This window comes from Brevibacillus sp. JNUCC-41 (assembly GCF_014844095.1).
Lineage (GTDB): Bacteria > Bacillota > Bacilli > Bacillales > DSM-1321 > Peribacillus > Peribacillus aracenensis.
Window position 1 is genome coordinate 3824286 of the sequence record NZ_CP062163.1, and the last position, 23115, is coordinate 3847400.

The 23115-nt window shown below is 36.3% G+C and carries 18 protein-coding genes and 1 pseudogene; 8 read left to right on the top strand and 11 right to left on the bottom strand.

The features are described from left to right. Positions 1 to 623 precede the first annotated feature (623 nt). Positions 624 to 1358, bottom strand: a complete 735-nt coding sequence (locus JNUCC41_RS18680) for a glucose 1-dehydrogenase (RefSeq protein WP_192204288.1) — start codon at positions 1356 to 1358, stop codon at positions 624 to 626. A gap of 113 nt (positions 1359 to 1471) precedes the next feature. Then, positions 1472 to 2101 carry a TetR/AcrR family transcriptional regulator gene (locus JNUCC41_RS18685; RefSeq protein WP_192204289.1) on the bottom strand — a complete coding sequence of 210 codons (630 nt, stop codon included), beginning with the start codon at positions 2099 to 2101 and terminating at the stop codon, positions 1472 to 1474. Between the two features lie 798 nt (positions 2102 to 2899). On the opposite strand from JNUCC41_RS18685, the pseudogene JNUCC41_RS18690 reads away from it, so the two are divergent. Beyond that, positions 2900 to 3094: pseudogene (locus JNUCC41_RS18690) on the top strand (ABC transporter substrate-binding protein); the annotation flags it as partial. Positions 3095 to 3312: 218 nt separating this feature from the next. Here the strand turns inward: JNUCC41_RS18690 and JNUCC41_RS18695 are convergent. The 4 genes from JNUCC41_RS18695 to JNUCC41_RS18710 all read right to left on the bottom strand — a co-directional run bounded on the left by JNUCC41_RS18695 (position 3313) and on the right by JNUCC41_RS18710 (position 7763). After that, the gene (locus JNUCC41_RS18695) at positions 3313 to 3903 is read right to left on the bottom strand and encodes a hypothetical protein (protein WP_192204290.1); all 591 of its coding nucleotides are present in this window, start codon (positions 3901 to 3903) and stop codon (positions 3313 to 3315) included. Positions 3904 to 4006: 103 nt separating this feature from the next. Beyond that, the gene (locus tag JNUCC41_RS18700) at positions 4007 to 5329 is read right to left on the bottom strand and encodes a CitMHS family transporter (protein ID WP_192204291.1); all 1323 of its coding nucleotides are present in this window, start codon (positions 5327 to 5329) and stop codon (positions 4007 to 4009) included. A gap of 401 nt (positions 5330 to 5730) precedes the next feature. After that, positions 5731 to 6855, bottom strand: coding sequence for an AbrB family transcriptional regulator (locus JNUCC41_RS18705; RefSeq protein ID WP_192204292.1), 1125 nt, complete (start codon positions 6853 to 6855; stop codon positions 5731 to 5733). A 41-nt stretch (positions 6856 to 6896) separates the two neighbouring features. Continuing rightward, entirely contained in the window at positions 6897 to 7763 is an 867-nt protein-coding gene (locus JNUCC41_RS18710) for a LysR family transcriptional regulator (RefSeq protein WP_192204293.1), read from the bottom strand. Positions 7764 to 8031: 268 nt separating this feature from the next. Here JNUCC41_RS18710 and tcuA point away from each other — a divergent pair, with 268 nt between their 5' ends. Further along, complete coding sequence (tcuA, locus tag JNUCC41_RS18715; protein WP_192204294.1) at positions 8032 to 9543, top strand: FAD-dependent tricarballylate dehydrogenase TcuA; 1512 nt, start codon at positions 8032 to 8034, stop codon at positions 9541 to 9543. Between the two features lie 832 nt (positions 9544 to 10375). Here tcuA and JNUCC41_RS18720 read toward each other — a convergent pair. Next, entirely contained in the window at positions 10376 to 11503 is a 1128-nt protein-coding gene (locus JNUCC41_RS18720; RefSeq protein ID WP_096340736.1) for a 2-methylaconitate cis-trans isomerase PrpF family protein, read from the bottom strand. 148 nt (positions 11504 to 11651) lie between these two features. Between JNUCC41_RS18720 and JNUCC41_RS18725 the strand changes: the two genes are divergently transcribed. Beyond that, positions 11652 to 12515, top strand: a complete 864-nt coding sequence (locus JNUCC41_RS18725; protein ID WP_076368767.1) for a LysR family transcriptional regulator — start codon at positions 11652 to 11654, stop codon at positions 12513 to 12515. Positions 12516 to 12765: 250 nt separating this feature from the next. Next, positions 12766 to 14076, top strand: coding sequence for a CitMHS family transporter (locus tag JNUCC41_RS18730; RefSeq protein WP_192208223.1), 1311 nt, complete (start codon positions 12766 to 12768; stop codon positions 14074 to 14076). Between the two features lie 93 nt (positions 14077 to 14169). Here JNUCC41_RS18730 and yyaC read toward each other — a convergent pair whose 3' ends face one another. The 3 genes from yyaC to JNUCC41_RS18745 all read right to left on the bottom strand — a co-directional run bounded on the left by yyaC (position 14170) and on the right by JNUCC41_RS18745 (position 16985). Further along, positions 14170 to 14700 (bottom strand): spore protease YyaC, encoded by a 531-nt coding sequence (gene yyaC / locus JNUCC41_RS18735; RefSeq protein ID WP_192204295.1) that lies wholly within the window; start codon positions 14698 to 14700, stop codon positions 14170 to 14172. A gap of 376 nt (positions 14701 to 15076) precedes the next feature. Continuing rightward, a complete protein-coding gene (locus tag JNUCC41_RS18740; RefSeq protein ID WP_192204296.1) occupies positions 15077 to 15496 on the bottom strand; it encodes a hypothetical protein in 420 nt (139 codons plus the stop codon). Beyond that, a complete protein-coding gene (locus JNUCC41_RS18745) occupies positions 15483 to 16985 on the bottom strand; it encodes an FTR1 family iron permease (protein WP_192204297.1) in 1503 nt (500 codons plus the stop codon). The genes JNUCC41_RS18740 and JNUCC41_RS18745 overlap by 14 nt, the downstream gene beginning before the upstream one ends. A gap of 786 nt (positions 16986 to 17771) precedes the next feature. Here JNUCC41_RS18745 and JNUCC41_RS18750 point away from each other — a divergent pair. The 4 genes from JNUCC41_RS18750 (at position 17772) to JNUCC41_RS18765 (ending at position 21043) form a co-directional block, all read left to right on the top strand. Further along, positions 17772 to 18125, top strand: coding sequence for a hypothetical protein (locus JNUCC41_RS18750; protein WP_192204298.1), 354 nt, complete (start codon positions 17772 to 17774; stop codon positions 18123 to 18125). Between the two features lie 61 nt (positions 18126 to 18186). Beyond that, complete coding sequence (locus JNUCC41_RS18755) at positions 18187 to 18690, top strand: hypothetical protein (RefSeq protein ID WP_192204299.1); 504 nt, start codon at positions 18187 to 18189, stop codon at positions 18688 to 18690. 244 nt (positions 18691 to 18934) lie between these two features. After that, positions 18935 to 19168, top strand: a complete 234-nt coding sequence (locus JNUCC41_RS18760) for a hypothetical protein (RefSeq protein WP_192204300.1) — start codon at positions 18935 to 18937, stop codon at positions 19166 to 19168. A 186-nt stretch (positions 19169 to 19354) separates the two neighbouring features. Further along, entirely contained in the window at positions 19355 to 21043 is a 1689-nt protein-coding gene (locus tag JNUCC41_RS18765; protein WP_192204301.1) for a hypothetical protein, read from the top strand. Between the two features lie 621 nt (positions 21044 to 21664). Here the strand turns inward: JNUCC41_RS18765 and JNUCC41_RS18770 are convergent. Further along, positions 21665 to 23023: an IS1182 family transposase gene (locus JNUCC41_RS18770; protein WP_192204302.1), complete on the bottom strand. Its 1359-nt coding sequence runs from the start codon at positions 23021 to 23023 to the stop codon at positions 21665 to 21667. Between the last annotated feature and the right edge of the window lie 92 nt (positions 23024 to 23115).

Genomic DNA, 23115 nt, shown 5'->3' on the forward strand with positions numbered 1-23115 from the left:
ACCTAAATGAAGGAACACAAATTTACGTAACGGCAACTGATGCAGCCGGACATATAAGCGCTTATAAAGTTACTAAGTAATGGATAAACTGGCTCCTAAAATGCCTTCAGTAAATGAAGTTTTGTGCTTATAAAAATGAAAAGGGCTGTCATAAAAGTGATTTAAAAATGACTTTTGTGACAGCCCTCATCCATTTTAATTTGGCTCTGTATTATTTGTTGGGGTTAAGACACAATTTTGAAGCAATAAAAAAACGTAAACATCATATTTTTCTGAAGGTATAAATAATATAACAAGGGTTCTGAATGAAAAGCCTATGGGTTTAGAAGGTTTAAACGCTCTCGAGCAAAAATTTTAATGGCAAAACAGTAAAAGAAATTGGGTCACATATTGGATATGGGTGATAACATTTATTCATCATCGCAACATTTGACGGAGAAAGTTTTATTGTAAAGTTTACTGAGGAAGTTAAGTGGAATAAAAAGCCTCATTTAGATACATTACGGTGAACCGTATCATAAGTAAGTGCGGTTTTAAATTAAATAAAAAACTAAGGCCGATTTTCTTTACTAATAGAAAATCGGCCTTTATAAATCATATACAGATTTTTTCATGTACTTTTATTACTGTGCAGTTAATCCGCCATCGATAACGAATTCTGAACCTGTTGAGTAGCTAGCCTCATCAGAAGCCAAGAACAATACCATATTAGCTACTTCTTCTGGTTGTGCTACTCGTTTTAATGGAATGTGTTGAGAGAATGCTTCTACAGCTGTTTTTGTATCTTCTTGTACAACCATTGGTGTTGCGATAACGCCTGGGTGTACAGAGTTTACGCGAATGCCCATTGGTGCTAGGTCGATCGCAGCTGCTTTTGTTATACCACGTACTGCGAATTTTGTATCCGTGTAACCTACAGCACCAGCAACTAAGCCGTTTATTGAAGAAATGTTGACGATTGAACCGCCACCAGCTTTCATCATTGAAGCTGCTACAGTTTTCATACCTAAGAATACAGACACTTGGTTAATGTCTACGATGCGACGGTATTCTTCTACTGTAATATCAAGCATATTTTTCGCCATAGTAATACCGGCGTTGTTTACTAATACGTTTACTGGACCGAAAGCTTCTTCTGATTTCGCAATAACTGTAACCCAATCTTCTTCAGATACTACGTTTTGTTTAATGAAAAGGGCATTTTTACCTAATTCAGCTGCAAATGCATTGCCTTTTTCTTCATTTAAATCTGTTAAAATAACTTTTGCACCGTGCTCTACGAATAATTTTGCGTGTGCCGCACCCATACCTTGTGCTGCTCCTGTAATAATTGCTACTTTACCTGATAAACGACTCATTTAAAAAGCCCCTCTGAAATATATTTATAAAAAGTGATAGTTAACTATCACTTTTTATACTTCCTAGTAAACAACTTTCCAGTTCGAATGTCAATCAAAACGGCCGTTATTTATTATGGATGAATATAGGATAAAAATACATCCTTCATCATCGTGAGCTGCTTGTCCGCAGAAAGCAACGTGGAGAGGTTGGTATCATGGGTTGTCAGGCTTGATTTAAATGTGAATAAGCTGAAATTTTGCACCATCGTCATGATAAATACATCCAAATCAACATCTGGTCTTAACGAGCCGTCCTGCTTGCCATGCTCAGCCAATGTTAATAAAATACTGGCTAATTTGCTTCGTGCAAATAAGTATTCCGTATATTGCTCAGTCGATTCCGCAGCTATTTTTTCATATAAATCAAAGGACTCGAAAAACTTCGCTAAACGTAGCTGTGGATCCTTCGTTCCGTCTATATAATAATCCAAAATTTGCTCGATTTTTTCATATGCAGGCATCGTCTGCTCGACAATCTGCCCTATATTCGTGGCCATTTCATCAGTAATGACATTCGAAGCCGCAATCACTAAATACTCTTTTTTAGGGAAATAGCGAAATATCGTCGCAATCCCAACGCCAGCAGCAGCCGCAACATCTTGCATTTGTATATTTTGCACGCCTTGCTCCAAAAATAAATCCTTTGCAATCTGGATAATATTTTGACGGCGTTGTTGTTTTTGTTGTTCTCGTTTACTCATTTTCGTCACTCCAACTGTTCTTCATACATTGATTGTAACATGTTTAACAGGTACCAACTTGTATTCGCATCGCGGGAAAATCATTGGTGAAAATGCTGAAATTCTAGAGTTTACTTTAGTCTTCTTTAAAACCTAAATCATTCAGTGTTAAATCTCTATAAGATGCGATTGAAGGGAATATGCTGATGATTAGCGAAATAACCCACTAATGAACAGTGATTTGCAGCTGACAATGGATGGTGATAATGTTTTCGAGATGTTGGTCCATCCTGCTTGATGCTCCTGTGAAACGTCTGGAAGATAGTTCCCTATTAAATAGGGATGCGGCTATACTCGTTGTTTAATAATCGAAAAAGTCATTTCTTTTTCAGAAAAGTCTGTTACGATTGTAGCTCAGAAAACAGTTCTTTACTAATATCAAAATTAGTCCTCAGTAGAAAACCTTATAATAGATAAAGGATAGGCGAGAAAAGGTTCATTTCTCGTCTTATACTATTTTATGTAGTTTAGGTGCTGTTCAACCCGCAATTTCCATTCCGAGAAACCGTTCTTCTTCCTCGTAGACATGATTTGTAAAACCTCCTGTAACAATACCTGTCATTAATACAACTGTGAAATTCCTCTTAACTTTATATATGGTAAGTAGTGAATTTCTTTAAGAAAGATTTTAAATTATTAGGTGGGAACAAATGAGAAAAAAATGTTTGGAATTATATTATTAATTACTTTATTTTCTTCTTTTATGTTAATGGGTTGTAATCAATTGAAATCCGATTAATCTAATGATTCAAATGGTGACGTTATGACTCGCCGCTATTCCAAAGTACTCTTCTAAAAAGAGATAACAAGCTTAACATTGTAAATGATCTTGCAACAAGTTATAAAGTCAATGAAGATGGAAAGGTTTGGACAGTGAACTTACGTAAGGGTGTGAAATTTTTAGACGGTGAACCATTAACCGCCGACGATGTAGTCTATACATTTGAAACAGCTACCAACATTACACCATAAAATTCAAGTTGTTAGTTTTTTATCCTAAGAGGGGTACAGCCAACATTTCGGAAATTTTGTACGATAAGCAAATATTTCACTTAAAAAAGCCGATTTCCAATAATTGAAGAATCGACTTTTTATTTTGTCTCACTCTACTAAATGCATTCATTAAGGACCAAGTTACTATACATATACCTTTTCTTACTTTCCATTAATCATTAAAAATCTATTTCTGTACCATCAATATTGATTGATTCAATTTTTGAAATATCTAAAGGCAAAGAAGATAAGAATTTTGCTTTAACCTTTTTGTTCTCACTAAAACTGGTCATAGAATCCAATGTTTGAACACTACCATCATTCATTTTAGCACTTACTACGATTTTACTTGAATTATTAAAATCTCCGTTTCCATACAAAGTTATTCCTAATGGTGAAACTGTAATTCTATTCGCCCTCCACGTCCCAAAGTTCTTACTAAAGTCCATATTTTTTTCTTTACCTACAGACCGTATTTTAAAGGTAGTATTCCAATTACCTTTTGTATGATTGCCATTGGATACAAAGTCCCCCATTAAATTTAGCCTATTTATTTCTAAATTATCAATGTCAAAGATGTATTCTATATATTCGTTTCCGTAATTTGTATTACCTAATTTAACTACTCCGAAATAAATGTTGGAAGCGTGTATTTTATTTCCTGAAGTATCAATTAAATAAAAATCTCCATGACTATCTATATCATCCCCTGTCCATTTAGTTTGGATGTGAAGGCGATTGTTAATAAAACCTAAATTTGATATATGCATAAATTTTATTTTTTGAAGGTAGAGCTCAGTTTCATCAAAAGACTATCTAGCTGAAAAACGCCACAAAAGTCCTTGCAAACAAGTATACAAGGACTTTTATAATTTACCTAAAAGAAATAGCACCACTAATTATAGCTAATACTGTTAAGATCAACGATGTCAAGATGGCCCATTTGTATGCGAATTTCTGATATTCTCCAAGGTCTTTATCAACCATACCAACTAATAGAATGGTTGATGCAACAAGTGGACTCATTAAATGAGCGGGTTGTCCCAATATAGAAGCCCGAGCAATTTCCAATGGGCTAATACCATAGGCTGATGCTGCTTCTGCAAGGATAGGGAGGACTCCAAAATAATAGGCATCATTCGATAAAACAAAAGTGAATGGCATACTTGTAATGCCAACAATGACAGGAAAAAACTGTCCTAATGAAGCAGGTATTATCGCAACCAGTCCATTAGCAATAGCATCAACCATTTTTGTACCGGAAAAGATTCCTGCAAATACTCCTGCGGCAAAAACTAAAAGAACAACAATTAAAGCGTTTCCAGAATGTGCTAGGATACGTCTTTTTTGCATTTCCAGATTGGGGTAGTTAACCATTAAAGCAATGGCGAAACCGACCAAAAATAAAATGGGGGAAGGTACCAATCCCATAATAAGCATGACCATAATGCCTACCACAATTAATAAGTTAACCCACAAAAAACGAGGACGTTTAATGTCAATATGAGGAAATGTTTCAGTGGCTTCATTTTCAACAGTAGCAGCTATTTCATTTTTGAACTCTTCTATGTGTATTACACCAAGTCGTTTACGTTCTTTTTTCCCTAAAATAAATGCGACGAAAATAACCCAAAGAGCACCACCGATCATGGTAGGAATTAGTGGAACAAAAAATTCGGATGCATCAAGTCCCAATACTGCTATTGCTCGGGTAGCAGGTCCACCCCATGGAGTCATGCCACTCATAACACTTAAAGCTAGCATGGCTACTGTGGCTAAAACCAATGGATTCATACCGATTCGTTTATAAAGTGGATACATAGCTGAAACAGTAATGATATACGTTGTTGTACCGTCTCCATCTAGGGCCACGAGTAATGCAAGAATTGTGGTACCCATCGAAATTTTGACAGGATCTCCCTTGACAACTTCTAATAACTTTTTGATAAGTGGGTCAAATAAGCCCGTGTCTATCATAATGCCAAAAAACAATATGGCGAATAATAATAGAGCTGCAGAAGGAGCGACTAGCTTAATGCCTTCCATCATCATAGTGCCAATTTTACTTCCAAAACCACCAACTCCTGCAAAAACGATCGGAACTAAAGTTAAAGCAACAATGGGTGATAAACGTTTGGACATAATTAAATAGGTAAAAACGGTAACCATGGAGATGCCTAAAATTGTTAGAAACATTATTAAATCCCCTCCCAAATTTTGAATGCGCTTTCAAATTGATCTCTGGATGACTAAGAATTAATTTTGTGACTCTTCAGAAAAAATAACTGGTAGATTAATAAGTTTTACACTATGCTTGTGCGCTTTTCTTTATTAAAGGTAATACAGGGAGAACAATAAGTTAAATACATATTTTTTTTGTATTGGTATCAAAATAATTTATTCTTAAAAAAAGTTTGGAGGGAGGAGAGCAAAGAAAGCCAAGGGATAAGTGATACAATTAAGAACTTTTTTAAAATTTAATGCTATTTTTAGTATTTAAAAAGAAGGTCATCATCTAAATATTGTGGATGATAACCTTCTTTTCTTTATAAATCAGACTTTTTCAGTGTTCTTGAGCAAAGCTCTCTCCTTTTTTATTAACATTTAGTTTTAACGTTACTGTTCTTGTCTTTTTTTCTTAAACTTAATTTTAATACCAATCTTAGTAATGGAGGCACTGCGGCATAAATAAAAGCCATCCGAAATAGTTGATAGCTGGTAACAGTAGATACATCAGCATTTACTTCTTGTGCAATGATTCCCATTTGATCCATTCCACCAGGAGCTAAACTTAAAAAACCCGTAATAGTCGATAAATCATAATACTGGGTCAGTAGAAAACTAAAAAACATTGTTGTGCAGATCAAAATCAGTCCGTTCATCAAAGCCAATAATAGTGTTTTTCTTTTGTTGTCAAGTTGTTCCGGTTTTAATAGTAAACCGATATAACCGCCAACCATAAATTGAGATATATCAAGAAGTGAAGGAGGAAGTGGTGGTCCCTGCAAACCAAAAAGGCCTACTGCAGCAACAGCGATTACTGGTCCTAAAAAGTAAGGAGCTGGTAATTTAAATATTTTACCTATTCTTGCTGCGAGGAAACAAATAAGTGCGAACAGAAAGATAAGAGGAAATAAATCACTCCACTCTGGAATAACGTTATCCATTATTTTAGATGAGTCATTGGTACTTTTCGCTGCAAAAATAGGACTGAAAATTAAAAGGGGAACTAAGAAAACAACCATTATCACCCTTGTAACATGGAAAAAGGTTACTGTCGTAATATCAATACCTTTCATTTCTTCTGCAAACACAACAATTTGTGACAAACCTCCAGGAATACTACTCGTTAAGGAGGTAGGATAGTCAACGCCGGAATATTTTGACATAACAAAAGCTGAACATACACACACAAGGACAATTAAGGTTGTAAGGATCAACATTGAGGGAAGGTGACTAATCATGTCAGACAGTGAGCTCTTGGTAAAAGAGATGCCAATTGAATAACCTACAATAATCAATCCAGTATTTCTCATCGAAACGGGCCAAATTAATTTAACGTTTTTGAAACGTGATGCAATTAATAGGGCTGCCATTGGACCTAGAAGCCAGGGGATTGGCAACCCGACAAGAGAGAAAAGGCTGCCTCCAATAATAGCAGTTAGAAGTGCAGCTGAAAATTGGATTGTCTTGCTAGCATTATTTAAATCCCACTTTTTCATATTAATTCTCTTCCTTTGTACTAGTTTTATTTCGATTCGTCTTATTTCTTTTGTTTAGAATCATTAAGAAAATCAATAAATGCTTTTACTTGTGCTAAATCCGTAGTCACATCCCGATAAAAAACCCAAGTCTCTCTATGCAAATAGCTATTATCGCTTAATACAATGGGGAAAGTATACAGTGGTTCATCATTTTTAATACAGATTTCTGGTAAAATGGCATATCCTAAACCATTAAGAACCAGTTCTTTACATGTTTCAATCCGATCTACTTCCATTGAAATCTTAGGTGGTACCGCAAATGTTTCCTGCCACCAGTTCTCAATAGTATTCCTTAACGATTGGTCTGTCTGATAATTAACTCTAGGAAGAAAAGGAAGTTCTTTTAATTCAATTTTTTTACTGGAGGCAATACAAATCTTTTCTTCTTGAAATAACACTTTATTTTCCTGCCATTTGTAAGGACCTCTAACTATCCCGAGGTGTGCTTCTTCTTTTTGAAGCATTTGATGAATTTGAGAACTCCATCCAGTTTTCAAACTAATTTCAACATCTGGATATAGGGTTAGAAATTCTTTTAATAATACTGGTAGTTTATAACGGGCAAACAAGCCAGATACACCCAATCGCAAAGTTCCTTTTACTTTTTTATCCAAATTTGAAATATGTTCTTTTGCAGCTCCTAATTGCTTACGCATATTTTTCGAATATTGAACGAGGTATTCCCCTTCGACTGTAAACTCGACACCTCTTTTGCCTCTAGAGATTAAATTTGTTTTGAACTCTTTTTCCAGCTGTTTTATACGATAGGATAAAGCTGGCTGAGAAATAAATAGTCGTTGTGCCGCCTTAGTTATATTTCTTTCTTCGTAGAGAGTAATTAAAATAAGCCAGTCTTTTTCATCCATAAAATTTTTCTCCTTTAACCATAAAAAATATTTATGGGTAATTATAAATAATAATAATTTCTTTGATTTCTAAAAGTATAATACAACTAATTAATAAAAGAAATCTATCTTTTTATGTAAAGCAATAGACTCACTATAGTTCGCGTTTACTGCATTTTTTCATAAAATTTTTTTATGGCAATGAATAAAAAAACAATATTATTTTTATTCATTATTTTAACTTATTATTTACATGAAGAGTTATCACTACTTAACAGGAGGGGTAAAAATGTCAAATGCACAAAATTATGATGTAGTTGTAGTAGGGGCAGGAAACGCAGCTTTATGTGCCGCAATCTCAGCAAAAGAAGGCGGTGCTAGAGTTCTTGTATTAGAACGAGGACCATTGGAAAAGCGTGGAGGAAACTCTTTCTTCACAGATGGAGCCATACGTGTTGCCTACAATAATTTAGACGCAATCAGAAAAGTAATACCAGAATTAACAGACGCAGAAGCCGAGTTAATTGTTATGCCTGAATACACTGAATCTGATTATTTAGATGATTTAATGCGAGTAACAGGTGGACAGAGTAATCCTGAATTAGCAAAACAGCTGGTTACTAAATCGTATGAAACAATTGCGTGGATGCGTGATCAGGGAATAAAATTTGAATTGAATTTTGAAAATCAATCTTTCGTACAAGATGGCAAGCGCAATTTCTGGGGAGGACTGCCTATCAAAACGGAAGATAAAGGCGTTGGCTTAATGAGACAGCTCTTTGCGCGGACAGAAGAAATTGGCATCGACGTTTGGTACGATTCACGTGCTGTGGAGCTTGTATCAGAGAATAACACTATATCCGGTGTCGTTGTTGAGAAGGATCATACAATGGTAACAGTTCGGACGTCCAGTGTGATTTTGGCTTGTGGCGGCTTTGAAGCCAATAAGCAAATGAGAAGTGAAAATATTGGTGAAGAATGGGAAGCGGCAATTGTTCGTGGAACCGAATTCAACACAGGAGACGGCATTTCCATGGCTATGGCAGTCGGGGCTCAAAAATTTGGGCAGTGGTCTGGATGTCATTCGATAGGGACAGATTATAACGCGCCAAAAGTAGGAGACTTCACGAAACCGGGAGATATTTTTAAAAAGCATTCTTATCCGTACAGTGTCATGCTTAATAATGAAGGGAAACGTTTTGTTGATGAAGGAGCAGATTTGCGAAATTACACCTATGCCAAATACGGCCGTGAGGTATTAAAACAGCCTGGACATGTGGCATATCAAATTTATGATGCACAGGTACGCCCGATGCTGCGTAAAGAATATGACCTTGAAGAAGCGACTATTTATAAAGCAGATACACTTGGAGAGTTGGCTAGTTTACTGCCGGTCAATCAAACACAATTCCTTAAAACGATCGAAGAATATAACAGTGCCGTACAAGATGGCGAGTATAGACCCGCAGAGAAAGATGGCAAAGGAACGAAAGGAATTACTCCTCCTAAATCCAACTGGGCACTTCGAATTGAGCAAGGGCCATTCTATGCTTTCCCTGTAACGTGCGGAATCACCTTTTCGTTCGGTGGTTTGCATGTAGATGCTACGGGTCATGTGTTAAACAAAGAAGAACAACCGATAAAAGGTCTCTTCGCGGCTGGTGAAATGATTGGGGGGATATTTTATGAAAACTATCCTGGTGGATCCGGGATAATGTCTGGCGCAGTCTTTGGAAAATTAGCTGGTTCATCCGCAGCCCACTATATTCAAGAAGTGGTTGAAGCGGTCAATAATCATTGAGTCTTTTCCGTGCATAGTTAATTAGATAAGAATGTGTCCAAAAAGTCTAGGGATACATTAAATAGAAGAATGAAAAACAGCCAAGGCTTAAAATAGCTCTTGGCTGTTTGGTACTTCAAATATTAAAAGTCTTTATGCATTGACTAAAACTCATATCATATAGGGATATGAGTTTTAGAGTATGGCTTTAAGCGTCCTGGTGGCCAGTCATTATGATTTTTTCCTCTATTATAGCTATTCAACTTTAGCACTAGCTGAATGGATCAGCTGGGCACTAATGCGCATGAAGTCAGTGCTGACTTATCAACAGTTACCAGATATCAACTATTTTGTATGATAATATTTATATAGCTGTTCTTCCTATGCTCCGATTGATGATGCTAAAATTGAGCCTGTGAAAAAGGGTACCAGTCAATAAATAATGGGTTGGTTTGTGGATATATAACAAGGATGATAGATAACAATTAGTTTTCTTTTTGCTTAAATACTCTAGTAACCATGAAAATCTGGATTCAGTATCCATATCCTAACTTGTATAAGTGTGAGCGCTGTCTATTCCCAATCCTATTTTATAATTGAATTTTATAGGCATCGGATAGTTGGAGATACATTAGAGTCTGGGCTCTCTTGAAAACTCACTTATACAAAACAAGGATCATTGAAGTAAACTATTTCGGAAAGAATTTTAGTGCCTTTCATATTTTTGAATAGTTCTTTCACTTCTTTTTCTGTGTCAAATTCAAAAATTTTAATATTTCCTTTTAAAAAGACAGTGATGACCCACATTGCAAAGCTTCCAAGAGATATTGCGTAATTTGCAAATCAATTCAAATCAAGCTAATTGATAGGTAAGTTCGTAATTATTTTTCGTGTACACGTATCCCTCTAAAATGATTCTTGCTGTTCGTACCACTTTAATAGCACGAATGTGTCCTGCCAAAAAATCAACTTTTGTTTCCATTATCCCCGCCGGGTGGGCTAATCGAAAAATTTCCTGTTTGATGTCCACCATATCCGATAAAATCGTTTCTTGTAAGTAAGCTCCTGCAGTTGCACAGATTGCCCCTGTAATAGCAAGCGCTTGATGGGGCTTTTGCATCGACATCATTCTGATCATCAAATCCATCTCTGACGCTTTTCTTTCCAATCCGTTTAAATCGACGTAATCCATAGGAGGAGCAATTAGAGTCATTTTAGGCACAGCAGGAGATTGGACAGTTGCTGATTTCTTATCGGAAAATTGACACATTTCAGCTGCAATTGACCGGATTTCTTCTAGTTCATTTAATTTTTCCGGTGAATATTCAGTGGGCAATTCGCTTCCGTTTAGACCAATATCCTGTGCCCTTACAAAAACAAGTGGATTAGCAACATCAATGATTGAAACTTGAATCAGTCGATCCTTCGTTTTAATCATGTCAATTGGATTTCCTGTAGGGAATAGTTTTCCTGTAACTGCTCCTTCAGCACGAGTAAAAGAAAGATAGATAGGTGATCCTTTACCAGGCACGCCTGGAATTGAGCAGCTGCCTTCTGTTTTCACTTGTCCATTTTCAACCTCTACTTCTGCAATAATCAATTTCTGTGTATTCGTGTTAAAGATTTTCACCGTTGTAACAGGTTCTTTTGCCGGAACTAATCCGTGCTCAATTGCGTAAGGTCCTACAGCAGATGAAATATTACCACAATTCCCTTTAAAATCAACCATTTGATTATCGATGCTGATCTGCGCAAATGTATATTCCACATCGAATTCTGGTGAATCCGATTTTTTGATAATCGCAGCTTTACTTGTCAATGAATTGGCTCCTCCAAGACCATCAATCTGTCTCCGATCCGGACTGCCCATCACGTCAAGTAAGAAACCTTCCCAGTGTGAGCGATTCGAAGGCATATGTTCAAAGTTAAGGAACACACCTTTACTTGTCCCGCCGCGCATTACAACTACTGGTACTTTCATTGTATAACCACCTTTTCTCAATACAATATTTATAGCACTACCGGTTCCATTGAGAATATAGTATGATGAGTTATGTAATAAGTAAAATACATATTTTTTTAATAAAAATGATAAAAAAACTTATAATCTAAATGTGGGGGATGGTTAAGTGGACGAAAAAGATTGGATTGCGATAAGGATACTATATGAAGAAAAAAACATTAGCCGTGCCGCAGAACGTTTATATATATCGCAGCCGGCGTTAACGTACCGGCTTAAAAATTTAGAAAAAGAATTTAGCACGAACTTATTTTTCAAAATAAAAGGGGGCATTGAGTTTACTTCCGAAGGGATACATTTAGCGGGCTATGCGGAAGAAATGGTGAAAAAGTTGCAAAAAACGAAAGATTATATGCTGAATATGAAAAATGAGGTTAGAGGAACTTTAAGGCTTGGCGTTTCCAGCAACTTTGCCCAATATAAACTACCAGAAATATTGAAAAAGTTTTCAACACAATATCCTCATGTACAATTTAATGTGAATACAGGCTGGAGTACAGAAATCATGCATCTTCTGGATTCCTCTAGTGTTCAATTAGGCATTCTGCGTGGAAACTATGAATGGTATGGAATCAAATCGTTACTGCATAAAGAAAGACTTTGTTTAATCTCTAAAAAAGAGGTAGACTTAGATGATTTGCCACAACTTCCATTTATAAATTATAAAACAGACAGTTCTTTAAAAAACTTAATAAATGGCTGGTGGCATGATAGATTCCCGGAGCCACCATTTGTAACTATGGAAACAGATCGGCAGGAGACGTGCAAAGAAATGGTCAAAAATGATCTTGGTGTTTCTATTTTGCCGGAAATATGCCTGCAGCCTTCAGATAACTTGCATACATACGGGTTATCTTACAAAAATGGGAAGCCAGTCTTAAGAAATACATGGTTAATGTATAACCAGGATTCTTTAAAACTATCTACTGTGAAAAACTTTATTGATTTCTTGAATAAAAATTCCAATCTTTAACAAAAAAGCACAATGAAATTTATTGATAATTTCATTGTGCTTTTTCGATTTCTTAATTTAATATAAAATGGATTATAAGTTTTTTTTTCGAAAAAGTAAAAAAAATATGTATTTCACTTATTTTAGGAAATGAACTATTCTAAAAATAGAAACCAAATCAACAGGGAACAGAAAATATTATATAATGTTTTTTAACTATTCAAACTTTTCATCTGATTGTAAGCGGTTTCTTTAATAGGAGGGGATTCATATTCTTACGTTACTTGGGATTTCAATGGTCGTTGTCTTTACTTATTTAATCATGTCTAAAAAGTTATCACCTGTTAATTCTCTTGTGGTCGTTCCAATTATCTTTGCATTAATTGGCGGATTTGGTCCAGGGCTCGGAGATATGATGCTCGATGGAATAAAGGTTGTCGCACCTTCAGCCGCTTTGCTATTGTTCGCTATTTTGTTTTTCGGAGTTCTGATTGACGCGGGATTATTTGATCCACTTATTAAAACTATGTTAAAAATCGTAAAAGGGGATCCGGTTAAAATAGCGATAGGAACAGCAGTAATCGCAATGACCGTTGCCTTAGATGGTGATGGTACCACGACTCACATGATTACGATTTCCGCTATGCTGCCTCTTTACTTACGACTTGGTATGAATCCACTTATTCTTGCCACTATTTCTATGCTGGCTGTCAGTATTATGAGTGGTATGACTTCTTGGGGAGGACCTGCAACAAGAGCAATAGCATCTTTAGGTCTCGATGCAAATGAATTCTTTGTCCCGATTATCCCAACACTATTCGCAGGTATTGCAGCTATTCTTTTTACCGCTTATGTACTTGGGAAAAAAGAGCGCAAAAGGCTTGGTGTTGTTCATATCAAAGCTGCACCAGAAATGAAAGGGGCTCTTGCTGAAGCAGCGGTAGCTTCCGCCATACAAGACGATTTAAAGCGCCCTAAATTAATATGGGTCAATCTTTTGTTGACGCTCACGGTTATGGTCATACTTGTAATGGGCTTCGTACCAGTACCTGTGTTGTTTCTAATCGGGTTTGTGCTTGCTTCAATCATTAATTACCCTAATCTAGAACAGCAAAAAGAGCGAATCGTGTCACATGCAGGAAACGCTATAACCGTCGTCACATTAGTATTTGCGGCTGGTATTTTCACAGGGATCTTTTCTGGAACGAAAATGGTAGACGCCATTGCCAATTCATTAGTGGCCATCATTCCGGATTCTTTAGGCTCTTTTTTACCGATGGTCGTTGCGTTCACCAGCATGCCATTTACGTTCGTTTTATCCAATGATGCTTACTACTTTGGTGTTTTGCCAATTCTTGCCGAAGCAGGGGAAGCTTATGGAGTGAGTCCTTTAGAAATTGCCAGAGCTTCCGTACTGGGCCAGCCTGTACATTTCTTAAGTCCACTCGTGGCATCGACTCTTTTACTAGTAGGGATGGTAAAAACAGATATCGGGGAACTACAGCGGTATGCATTTAAATGGGCTCTGATTTGTTCATTAGTCCTTATCATTGTTGCTTTCTTGACAGGGGCTATTGTTTAAAATGTTATCTAACCAAATTCTTCGGACTTAAACGAAAAAGGGCAGTGGCAAAACCAATTATTAATAGTGGTTTTGCCACTGCCCATTTTTTTATTAAGTACCAGGATCCTCGCCGGTAGCTTGAGTAATTATTTTTACGATTGTTTTCGCAAGGTTCATAACCGTGTATAGACGAGTATCATTTAAAAATTGCATGGTTGGCAGCGGATCTATATAATTGACCATTCCTGTAATATGATAATCTCCCACTTCCGGCAATACTTTTTTTAAAGCTTTCCCAGGGACAAGAGGTCCATCCTTCAAATAAACATAGCCGACCTGGTTTTGATTCCCTAAACAAGCATCCACACTAAAAATAAGAGGCTTTTTGAATTGTTTTTTAATTTGTTTCAACGTGTCTTCTAAATTAAATGCATGAACGGGATTTTCTAAAGTACCGTAAACACGATAAGGCACCGTATGTTCTTTAAGCATTGTCCCGACTAAAGGGCCTAATGAATCCCCAACTGATCGGTCCGAACCAATGCACAGAAAGATTACATCTTCATTTTGACATTCAGAAGATTGAATAATCTCTTTGACTTTTAATGCTAAGCAGTTTATTTCTTCGCCTTTTGGTTCCACTGAACAAATTGCTCCTCTTCTTGTAAATTAGACTCATCTTAATTCCCTTTTGTTTTATTATACGAACAAAAAGGACATCATGCATGTAAATATAAGCATATGCTTGAGAATGATAGTTAAACACTCTAAAAAATGGCAGTAATTCAAAACATGCCAGTTAAGTTATTTGGCGAGGAAGTGGGAGTTGGTTTACAACTAGAAAACGTAACGAATTTTATTTTAAAACTACAACTAAGTACACCAATATAAAAATTAATTAACATAATACTGATTATTTACAGTCAATAACTATGATTCCCACCTAAAAAAAAGGATAGAGCCTATAGGCTCTATCCTTTTTTGTTCTATGGTTTAACTAAAATAAAATGATTACCTGTTATTTTAAATTTTGAACTTCAGATAAAATACCATCTAACTCTTTTGCCGCTTTTGTAAGTGTTGGCGCATCAAGAGGGGAAGACGTTGCACCAGCTTCTATTGTGTGAAGGGGAGTTTCGACCTTACCATATAGATCCGGGCTTTTAGCTTTCACGTCGTCTTCAAATGTTTGCCAATATTCCTCAAGCTTCGCTCCACTTTCTTTTACTTTTGTAGCATCCTTGGCTTTTAGCTGTGCATTTAGGTCAGCAATCGTTTGTTTCATATCCTTCACGCCATCACTAATGGAAACAGATTTTGGAGAGGACTGTTCGGTTTTCTTGGTTTCATCAGCTTTCTTTTCGTTATTGGTACCGCAAGCAGTTAAGCTTAATGCAGCTACTACGATGATAGGAACTAGTAATTTACGAGATTTCAATTTTGTTACCTCCAGTATGTACTTTTATTTTACTATCTTTTCTTTTATTTAAAAGTGCTGCAATAACAGCAATTATAAGTAAGATCACCTGAGGGATAATACTTTCCCAGGTTGAATATACACCGAAAAAGTCAATGTTAGGGATGGGTGCTTGAGTTGCCGGTAATAACCCGGCAAGCTGCAACCCATGAATCCCCATGCCTGCAAATTTAATACATAGGTAGAACATCAAAATGCTTGATACGAGGAAGAATGGACGCATTGGAATTTTCAAACCTACCTTGAGTATGAGGTATGAAACAATTACAAGGATGATCAGCCCAATGGCAATCCCAAGTAAAAGCGTTGCTAACTTAATGGAAGCAGCCATCCCGATAAAGAATAGGACAGTCTCTGTTCCTTCACGGAAAACAGCCAGGAACGAAAGAATGGCTAGGGAGAACAAGCTACCGGTATCAAGTGCTTTTGTACTTTGTGTGCGAATATATCGTTGCCATTCAGCAAGACTTGATTTACTGTGAAGCCAATAACTCATATATAGAAGCATCACTGCTGCAAATATCCCTGTCCAGCCGGATATCAAAAAATTGTTACTGCCAAATGCACCAGCAGAAAATAATAGGTTTACAATTACGGCAAGTACAAGGCTTACTCCAAGTCCGGCTCCTACTCCGTACCAGATCCATTTACTTTTCGCTTCATGGCCAGCTTTTCTCAAAAATCCAAGCAAAGCCACCACTACAAGCAATCCTTCCAATCCTTCGCGAAGAAGAATGGTCGTTGCATCAAGCATCGTATAACTTGTCTTTGCTACCAGTGGAGAGAGGTAATCACGCATACCTTCAATCGTTTTTTTTGCACCTGGTACATCTGGGTGATTGGAGGATAGCATGGCGTAGCTAGCAACCATATCCCTTTCTGCATTACCATATATCTTTGAGGATTGAGTAAGGACAATTCCCTCGACATTCAACCATGATTTTCGGAACTTCTCTATGTCCCCTCTTGCGCCTTCGATATCATTATCATTAATCTTCGAAAGAGACTGATTTAGCAGTGTCACAAGTTCTGCTACATTTCCAGTGGTACCTGAATTTTTACCACTTTTAGATGAAGAAGAATACTTACCCTCTATAAACTTTTGATTGGTCTCTTTTAATCTAATTAGTGCATTTTTTAATTTCTCATTATCCACAGGCTGCTGAGCAAAAGCGAACTGAGCTTGACCCATGTTATCTTCAATATCATGATAGGCTGGCTGAGAATGGTTTTTCACTCCATCTTCAATAGAAATCCAAGTAGATGTAAAGGTTTTGTATTGCTTAAAAGCTTCCTTTGTGTCCCCCTTATCCACAGATTGGATAGATTCTACAATTATCTCATTTGCCTTTTTCATATCATCGGATGCATTAGCTGCAAAACTATTTATTGGTAAAATGACAAAAGCTGTGAGTAAAATTAAAAAAGTCGTAACTAACTTGATTTTCATAAAGGCCCCCTATGGATTGAAAAGTATCTTGTTATGTAAAAAAAAATTTGTAATCAGTAATGAAAATCACTATCAATTATATTCATAGAAACTATACGTTCTTTATTAATGGATGTCAATAAATATTCTGATATGAAGGGGTCGATTTAAAACAAGAAGGATGACATGGAGAAGCCAGCAACATTACTAAACTAAGACCAAGAGTCCCCGGGGCAGCTTAGCAGGCCTCTGCCTTATGAATAGACCGAACGAAGGAATGTAAGCGCAAATGACGCTAAGAGACATGGGAGGGTACGTCATCATAAGTTTCGCAGAGATCTATTGTGCATCACATAGTGGAGAAAATAGCTAATGATTTCCATTAGTTTTAGCGAAGTGTACCCTCAATTTAGTAATAAAAACCAGAATTTCAATACTCTGTTTAAAAGTAGGATAAAAAAATAATTCCCCTAATACACTGAGTGGTGCAAACCGTTGATACATCAATGTTCATAGAGGGAGGTTAGTTGAACAACCGCCCCTTTTAAGCATGGTAATAATAAAATGTATGGAACATTACGGCAGCTAGTGCTGCAATTTCTTCCGTGGTTGATTAAATTTAGAGTAGTTTTTTTTCAGGTCCTCATTGTGAGGGCTTTTTTTGTTGAAAATGTAAACACCCGTGTATATTGTATCGGATGAAATTCAAAAGGATTATTTTGAAAATAAGCCCATTTTACTAGATTGGTTAGATATACTTGAAAAGCAAAATTGAGAGGGTCATTTAATGAGTAGGGAAGTGTAAAAATGCTCTGGAAAATTTACTTTTGGCTAATTATAGCTATATCGATAGCTTCAATGTTTGTAGAAGCGGTTCATGGTCCGGTGATAGAAACTACGGATACTGTTATCAGCATTATTTCCACAATTGGATTATTTGGTTATGTATATAACAAACAATTGTTATCAAAGTCATTCTGGAAATTCGTATTTATAATAACTGTAATTGAAGTGCTTGCATACACAATGTTGGATGTGCTTAATGATCCAGAACTTGGAGTAGGGGGAATGATTTTCGTTACAGCTTTCACGCTTATCATAATGTTTCCTTTCTTTTTAGGTTTATATAGATATGGATTCCGTAAGCAAAATTTAGCTTAGTGTCTTCATAATAGCAGGTGCATTTGTTTGAATAAGGCATTAAAAAAGGAGATTACAACATATGTTAACAGTCGATAATTATATTGAGTCTATTAAAGATAACCTTGAGAAACATTCAGATCTTATAGTAGGTAAGCTTAAAAATATCATTACATACAACTTTTTTTCTGAAATAGATTTGTTGGATTTTACCGCATTTATTGAGCCTGCAAATTTTGGAATTTCAATAAGGATGTTCTCTATGGATAGAGAAGCCAATGAAGTTTTTTATGAAGGTAATGACTCAACAGTTTTCGCAGGTAGTGTTGATATAGTTTCTGATGTTACATACTATCAGTTAATCGAAAATTCATTGGATGATTTTATTGATAATTTTTACGAAGAAAACTATCCAGCAATATACGAGTTAGAACAAAAAGCGTTTACAGGTTGGTTTAGTCAATGTTGGAAAAAATCAGGTGGAGATATATTGAAATTACCATCATTCTTTGTTTTCCACGATGATACTAAATCATATGAGTTGAAAAATAATCTATGGATTGATGATGAAGAAAAATGGTTATAAAAAACGATGAAGAATGCCTATATATAGGCATTCTTTTTTATTATCGAGATATCAGCATTAACGAGTAACATAGCTTATTTTTAAACATCTCATATTTGCACCCAAAGCTTTGGCAGATTTAGTAACAAAATTGAATACTGAAACATAATCATCAGGCCACTAAGGATCAGTTGGCCATCAAAACAGCTGAAAATTACGAATAGGTTAAAGAGCTTGCTGCAGCTAACAAAATACAATTATAAACTTGAATGCTACGCTTAAATATGGGGAAGAAAAGGCTGGAAAAGCTGATAAATTAGTCACTGAACTTGAAAAGGAAATTCAAAAGGCTAATAAAGAAGTGGAGAAACACGGCAAAGAGGTTGAAAAAGTGAAAACTAAAACTGAGGCTGCTGAACCAATGACAAAAGAAGAAGTGGATGCAATAGATATCACTATAGATAAAGTAGATACAACATCAACAGAAGATCTACATTAAGAAGAATATCAATTTTAGTGAAATTTGTTTTTTGTCTCAACTGTTCTTTACGATTGAGGAATTAACAGCTTAAGTACGACTGACATCTAGCTAAAAAAATTCCAAAAGATTAAAAAATTAGGAAGATTATTTGTAAAACATGGTAGAATAACATTCTAGTAAAAATGTCATAGGAGGAATTTATTAATGAAAAAATACTTAATGGCAGCAAGTGCTTTTTTGGGGGTAATATGTCTCATCTTGGTTAGCGGAGTCTTGAAGGTTTCAGCAAACGTTGGACTGGATTCCATGCAAGCAGCAAAGCTAATTAATGTAAATGCTGTTAATCATGCAATCCTTAATGGAGATGGAGATTACGAAGATTATTGGAAGTTCACGCTGAAAAAACCAGGTCAAGTCACCTTTAACATTAATAACTATCCAGGATATGCATGGGATTTTGAAATCCTGGATGGTAGTGGAAATGAGTTTACAGGTGGAACTACCGATTACAGCAATAAAGCCATGGGTGTAACGGCAAGGAAAGTAGGATTGCCAGCTGGTACATATTACATACATATTGAAGATTATACTAATTCTATTAACAAAACCTATTATTTTGCTGTTAATTTTGAAGAAAATGCAAATGTGGAATACGAATTCAACAATAGTTCAAGTGCAGCAAATAAAATTAAATTAAATACACCTTACGTGGGTGAGATACAAAATTATAGTGATGAGGATTATTATAGATTCACCCTTCCTGAAAGTGGAGCTGTCACTCTCAATATGAGTCAAAAAGCTGGCATCGGATGGAGTGCGAGTATTTTAAATTTAGAGGGTGAAGTGCTTAGTGAGTTGACGACAGAATATTCTTCGAACGTCACAAAACCGACGGAACGGACGGTCGGGCTACCTAAAGGAGAGTACTTAATCCATATTGAAGACTATTCCAGTTCAACTCACCAGCCCTATGCCTTTAACGTGAAGTTTGCAAAGTCAACTGCCTATGAAAAAGAATTCAATGACAACGCCCAGCAGGCAAACAGTATTGGATTGGGCAAAAACTATTATGGGCATCTCCAAAGTTACAATGACGCTGATTATTTTACGTTTTTTCTATCAAAACCATCAAGTGTATCTCTAGAGATGGGAAGGAAGCCATTTGTTAGTTGGTATATGAGCCTCTATAATTCAAACGGTGATGAAGTGGGATCCTTTAATACGAAGTATGACCAGTTTGCAAATGGAATAGAATCGAAGAGGTATTCCCTTCCTGCAGGGCGGTACTATATATCGGTGAATGATTATACAAACACTCGCAATCATAAATACCAACTGGTTGTAAAAGTTCCAACGCCGTCTATTAGCAGTAAGTCGGTACAAATAACAAATTATGTAGGCAAATCGGATAGCGTGAAAGTGAGTGCCCTGGCTAAAGGCGATGTAGTGAAGTTGTTCGATTCGAAAGGAAAGCTATTTGCTACATCTAAACCAGTATCAGGTACCTCTACAACTTTTAGCATCAAACAATTAGGAAAGAATGCCGGTTTTATCTATGTGTCGAACACCCGAAGTGGAATGCTCGAGAGTTCTAGAGTAAAGGTATCGTTTAAAGCAGAACCGAAGACACCTAAGCCAAGCGCTTCCAACATTATGATTAAGAATAATAAGGGGAAGTCAGATACAGTAATAGTCAAAGGATTGAAAAAAAGCGACGTTGTTAAACTCTATTCATCCTCCGGGAAGTATCTATCTAGTAAAACATCCACTTCTTCCTCTGCAACCCTTACGGTTAAGCAGTTAGGTAAGGGTTCAGGTTCTGTTTATGTAACAGTGACACGCCCTGGAATGAATGAAAGCGACAAAGTGAAGAAAACATTCAAAGCAGAATAATGCATATTAGAGTTGGGACAGTATATTAAAGAAAAGGGGGCGGCACTCAAATTGAGAGCCGTCTTTTTAGTAAAAAGAAGAGAATTAGTTATTCTTAAATAGGATGGGAAATTTGCATTGGAATTTTGGTTTATCTCATCTTTTTCATCTCATAAGTTAAGATTTCTCTTAATATATAGGCTATATATTTTGGGGTTTTATTACATGTAAGATTTTTTAATGACCGTTAATGTGGATTATTTTCAGAAATAATGCTGTTATTTGTAAAATACATACTTTAAGACGGGACGCTTATGAAAAAAAACGCAACTAGCTTTAATGTTTCTCTTAATACCTCTGGCAATATTAATTTCTTTTTGGTTTTCGGAAGCCTTATTACGAGGGGAATATGATTTAGCTATAGATGGTTTTGTTGTAGCCAGAGCCTTAATAATTATTTACACATTACATTTATTAGGGGAATTAGGAGAATTAATTATTAAAAACAAAAAAGATTAGCCATGAGCTAATCTCAGTTTATAGACAAAAGGGGTTCGGAATTAAAAAATTCTGAACCCCTTTTGAAATTTCATTTAAATTTTCGCCTAAAGTTAAGAGATTGGGCTCTTCGAGCCCACTATGTTATGCCATTTTTGGACCTCGCCATGTCCAATTGGCCATCTTCTTTAAATTAATGGCAGCGAAAGTAAGCATCGCCTGCATCGACAATTTTTTAAGTCCCCTTAAAGTAGTCCAACGCATACCATGCTTTTCTTTTGCATCTGCGAATACACGCTCAATCGTTTCTTTACGCTTCGCATATATAGGTTTTACATCTTGATGATGACGCAGATGATCTGCTTCTTCCACATGTGTTTGCCAGATATGCCGTGTCACCACTTTTTGACAGTCTTTGCTTTCTGTACACCGAGATAAAAATGAGCACGTTGCACAGATGTGTTTGGGGGATTTATACTCGCGATAGCCCTCTTTATTTGTTGTTGAGTACTTTAATAGCTCGCCCGAAGGGCAAAGGTAACAATCAAAATGTTCATCGTATACATAGTCCTGTTTGCGGAAAAATCCTTCTTTAGTGCGAGGACGTGTATAAGGTAAAGCCGGTATGATTTCTTTGTTAAATAGGTAGCTTGTAACCGCTGGTGTTTTATAAGCTGCATCTGCGGCAACGGCTTCCGGTTTTCCAACTTTCTCAATCACTTGTTCAACTAGTGGCTCTAAGATCTGGCTGTCATGTATATTTCCAGGTGTTACAATCGTTCCCAATACAAAACCGTTGCGGTCTGCGGCCGCGTGGAATGAATAGGCAAACTGTTTTGTTCGTTCATCTTTCACATAGTAGCCACTCTCAGAATCCGTTGTACTTTCTTTAATCTCTTTGGTCTCTTCTTTATCAAATTTATCTGGTGGAAAAGGCTTTTTTCCATGGTTTTCACGATCTTGATTGATTTCTTCTTGAAGACGTCCTTGATACGCTCGTGTTTCTTTACGAACGATTTTCTTTTCAAATTTCCGTTTATTCGCACTGGCCTTCACATGTGTGGAATCCACGAAAACGTGTTCAGCACTTATTAACTTTTTATTAGCAGCTGTCATTAAAATGCGATAGAAAATCTGTTCAAATAGGTCTGTATCTTTAAAGCGTCGTTCATAATTTTTCCTGAATGTAGAGAAATGAGGTAATTTTTCATGGAAACCATAGCCTAAGAACCAACGGTAAGCCATATTGGTTTCAACTTCTTCAATCGTTTTACGCATGGAACGAATACCGAAGGTATATTGAATGAAAGTCAGTTTAACTAAAATAACGGGATCAATACTTGGGCGTCCTATCTCTGAATACATATCTTTCACCAAGTCATAAATGAAAGTGAAGTCAATGGCAGCCTCTATTTTACGAACCAAATGGTTCGTTGGCACCAGTTGATCTAAAGTAATCATTTCAAGTTGATCTCGCTGAATAGAATCATGTTTAGAAAGCATCCTCATCACCTCAAGTTTTAATACTTCTATTTTAAAACAAAAATGACTCCAGGCAAAAGGTTCTATCTAAAAGGTAAGACAAAGTTGATTGG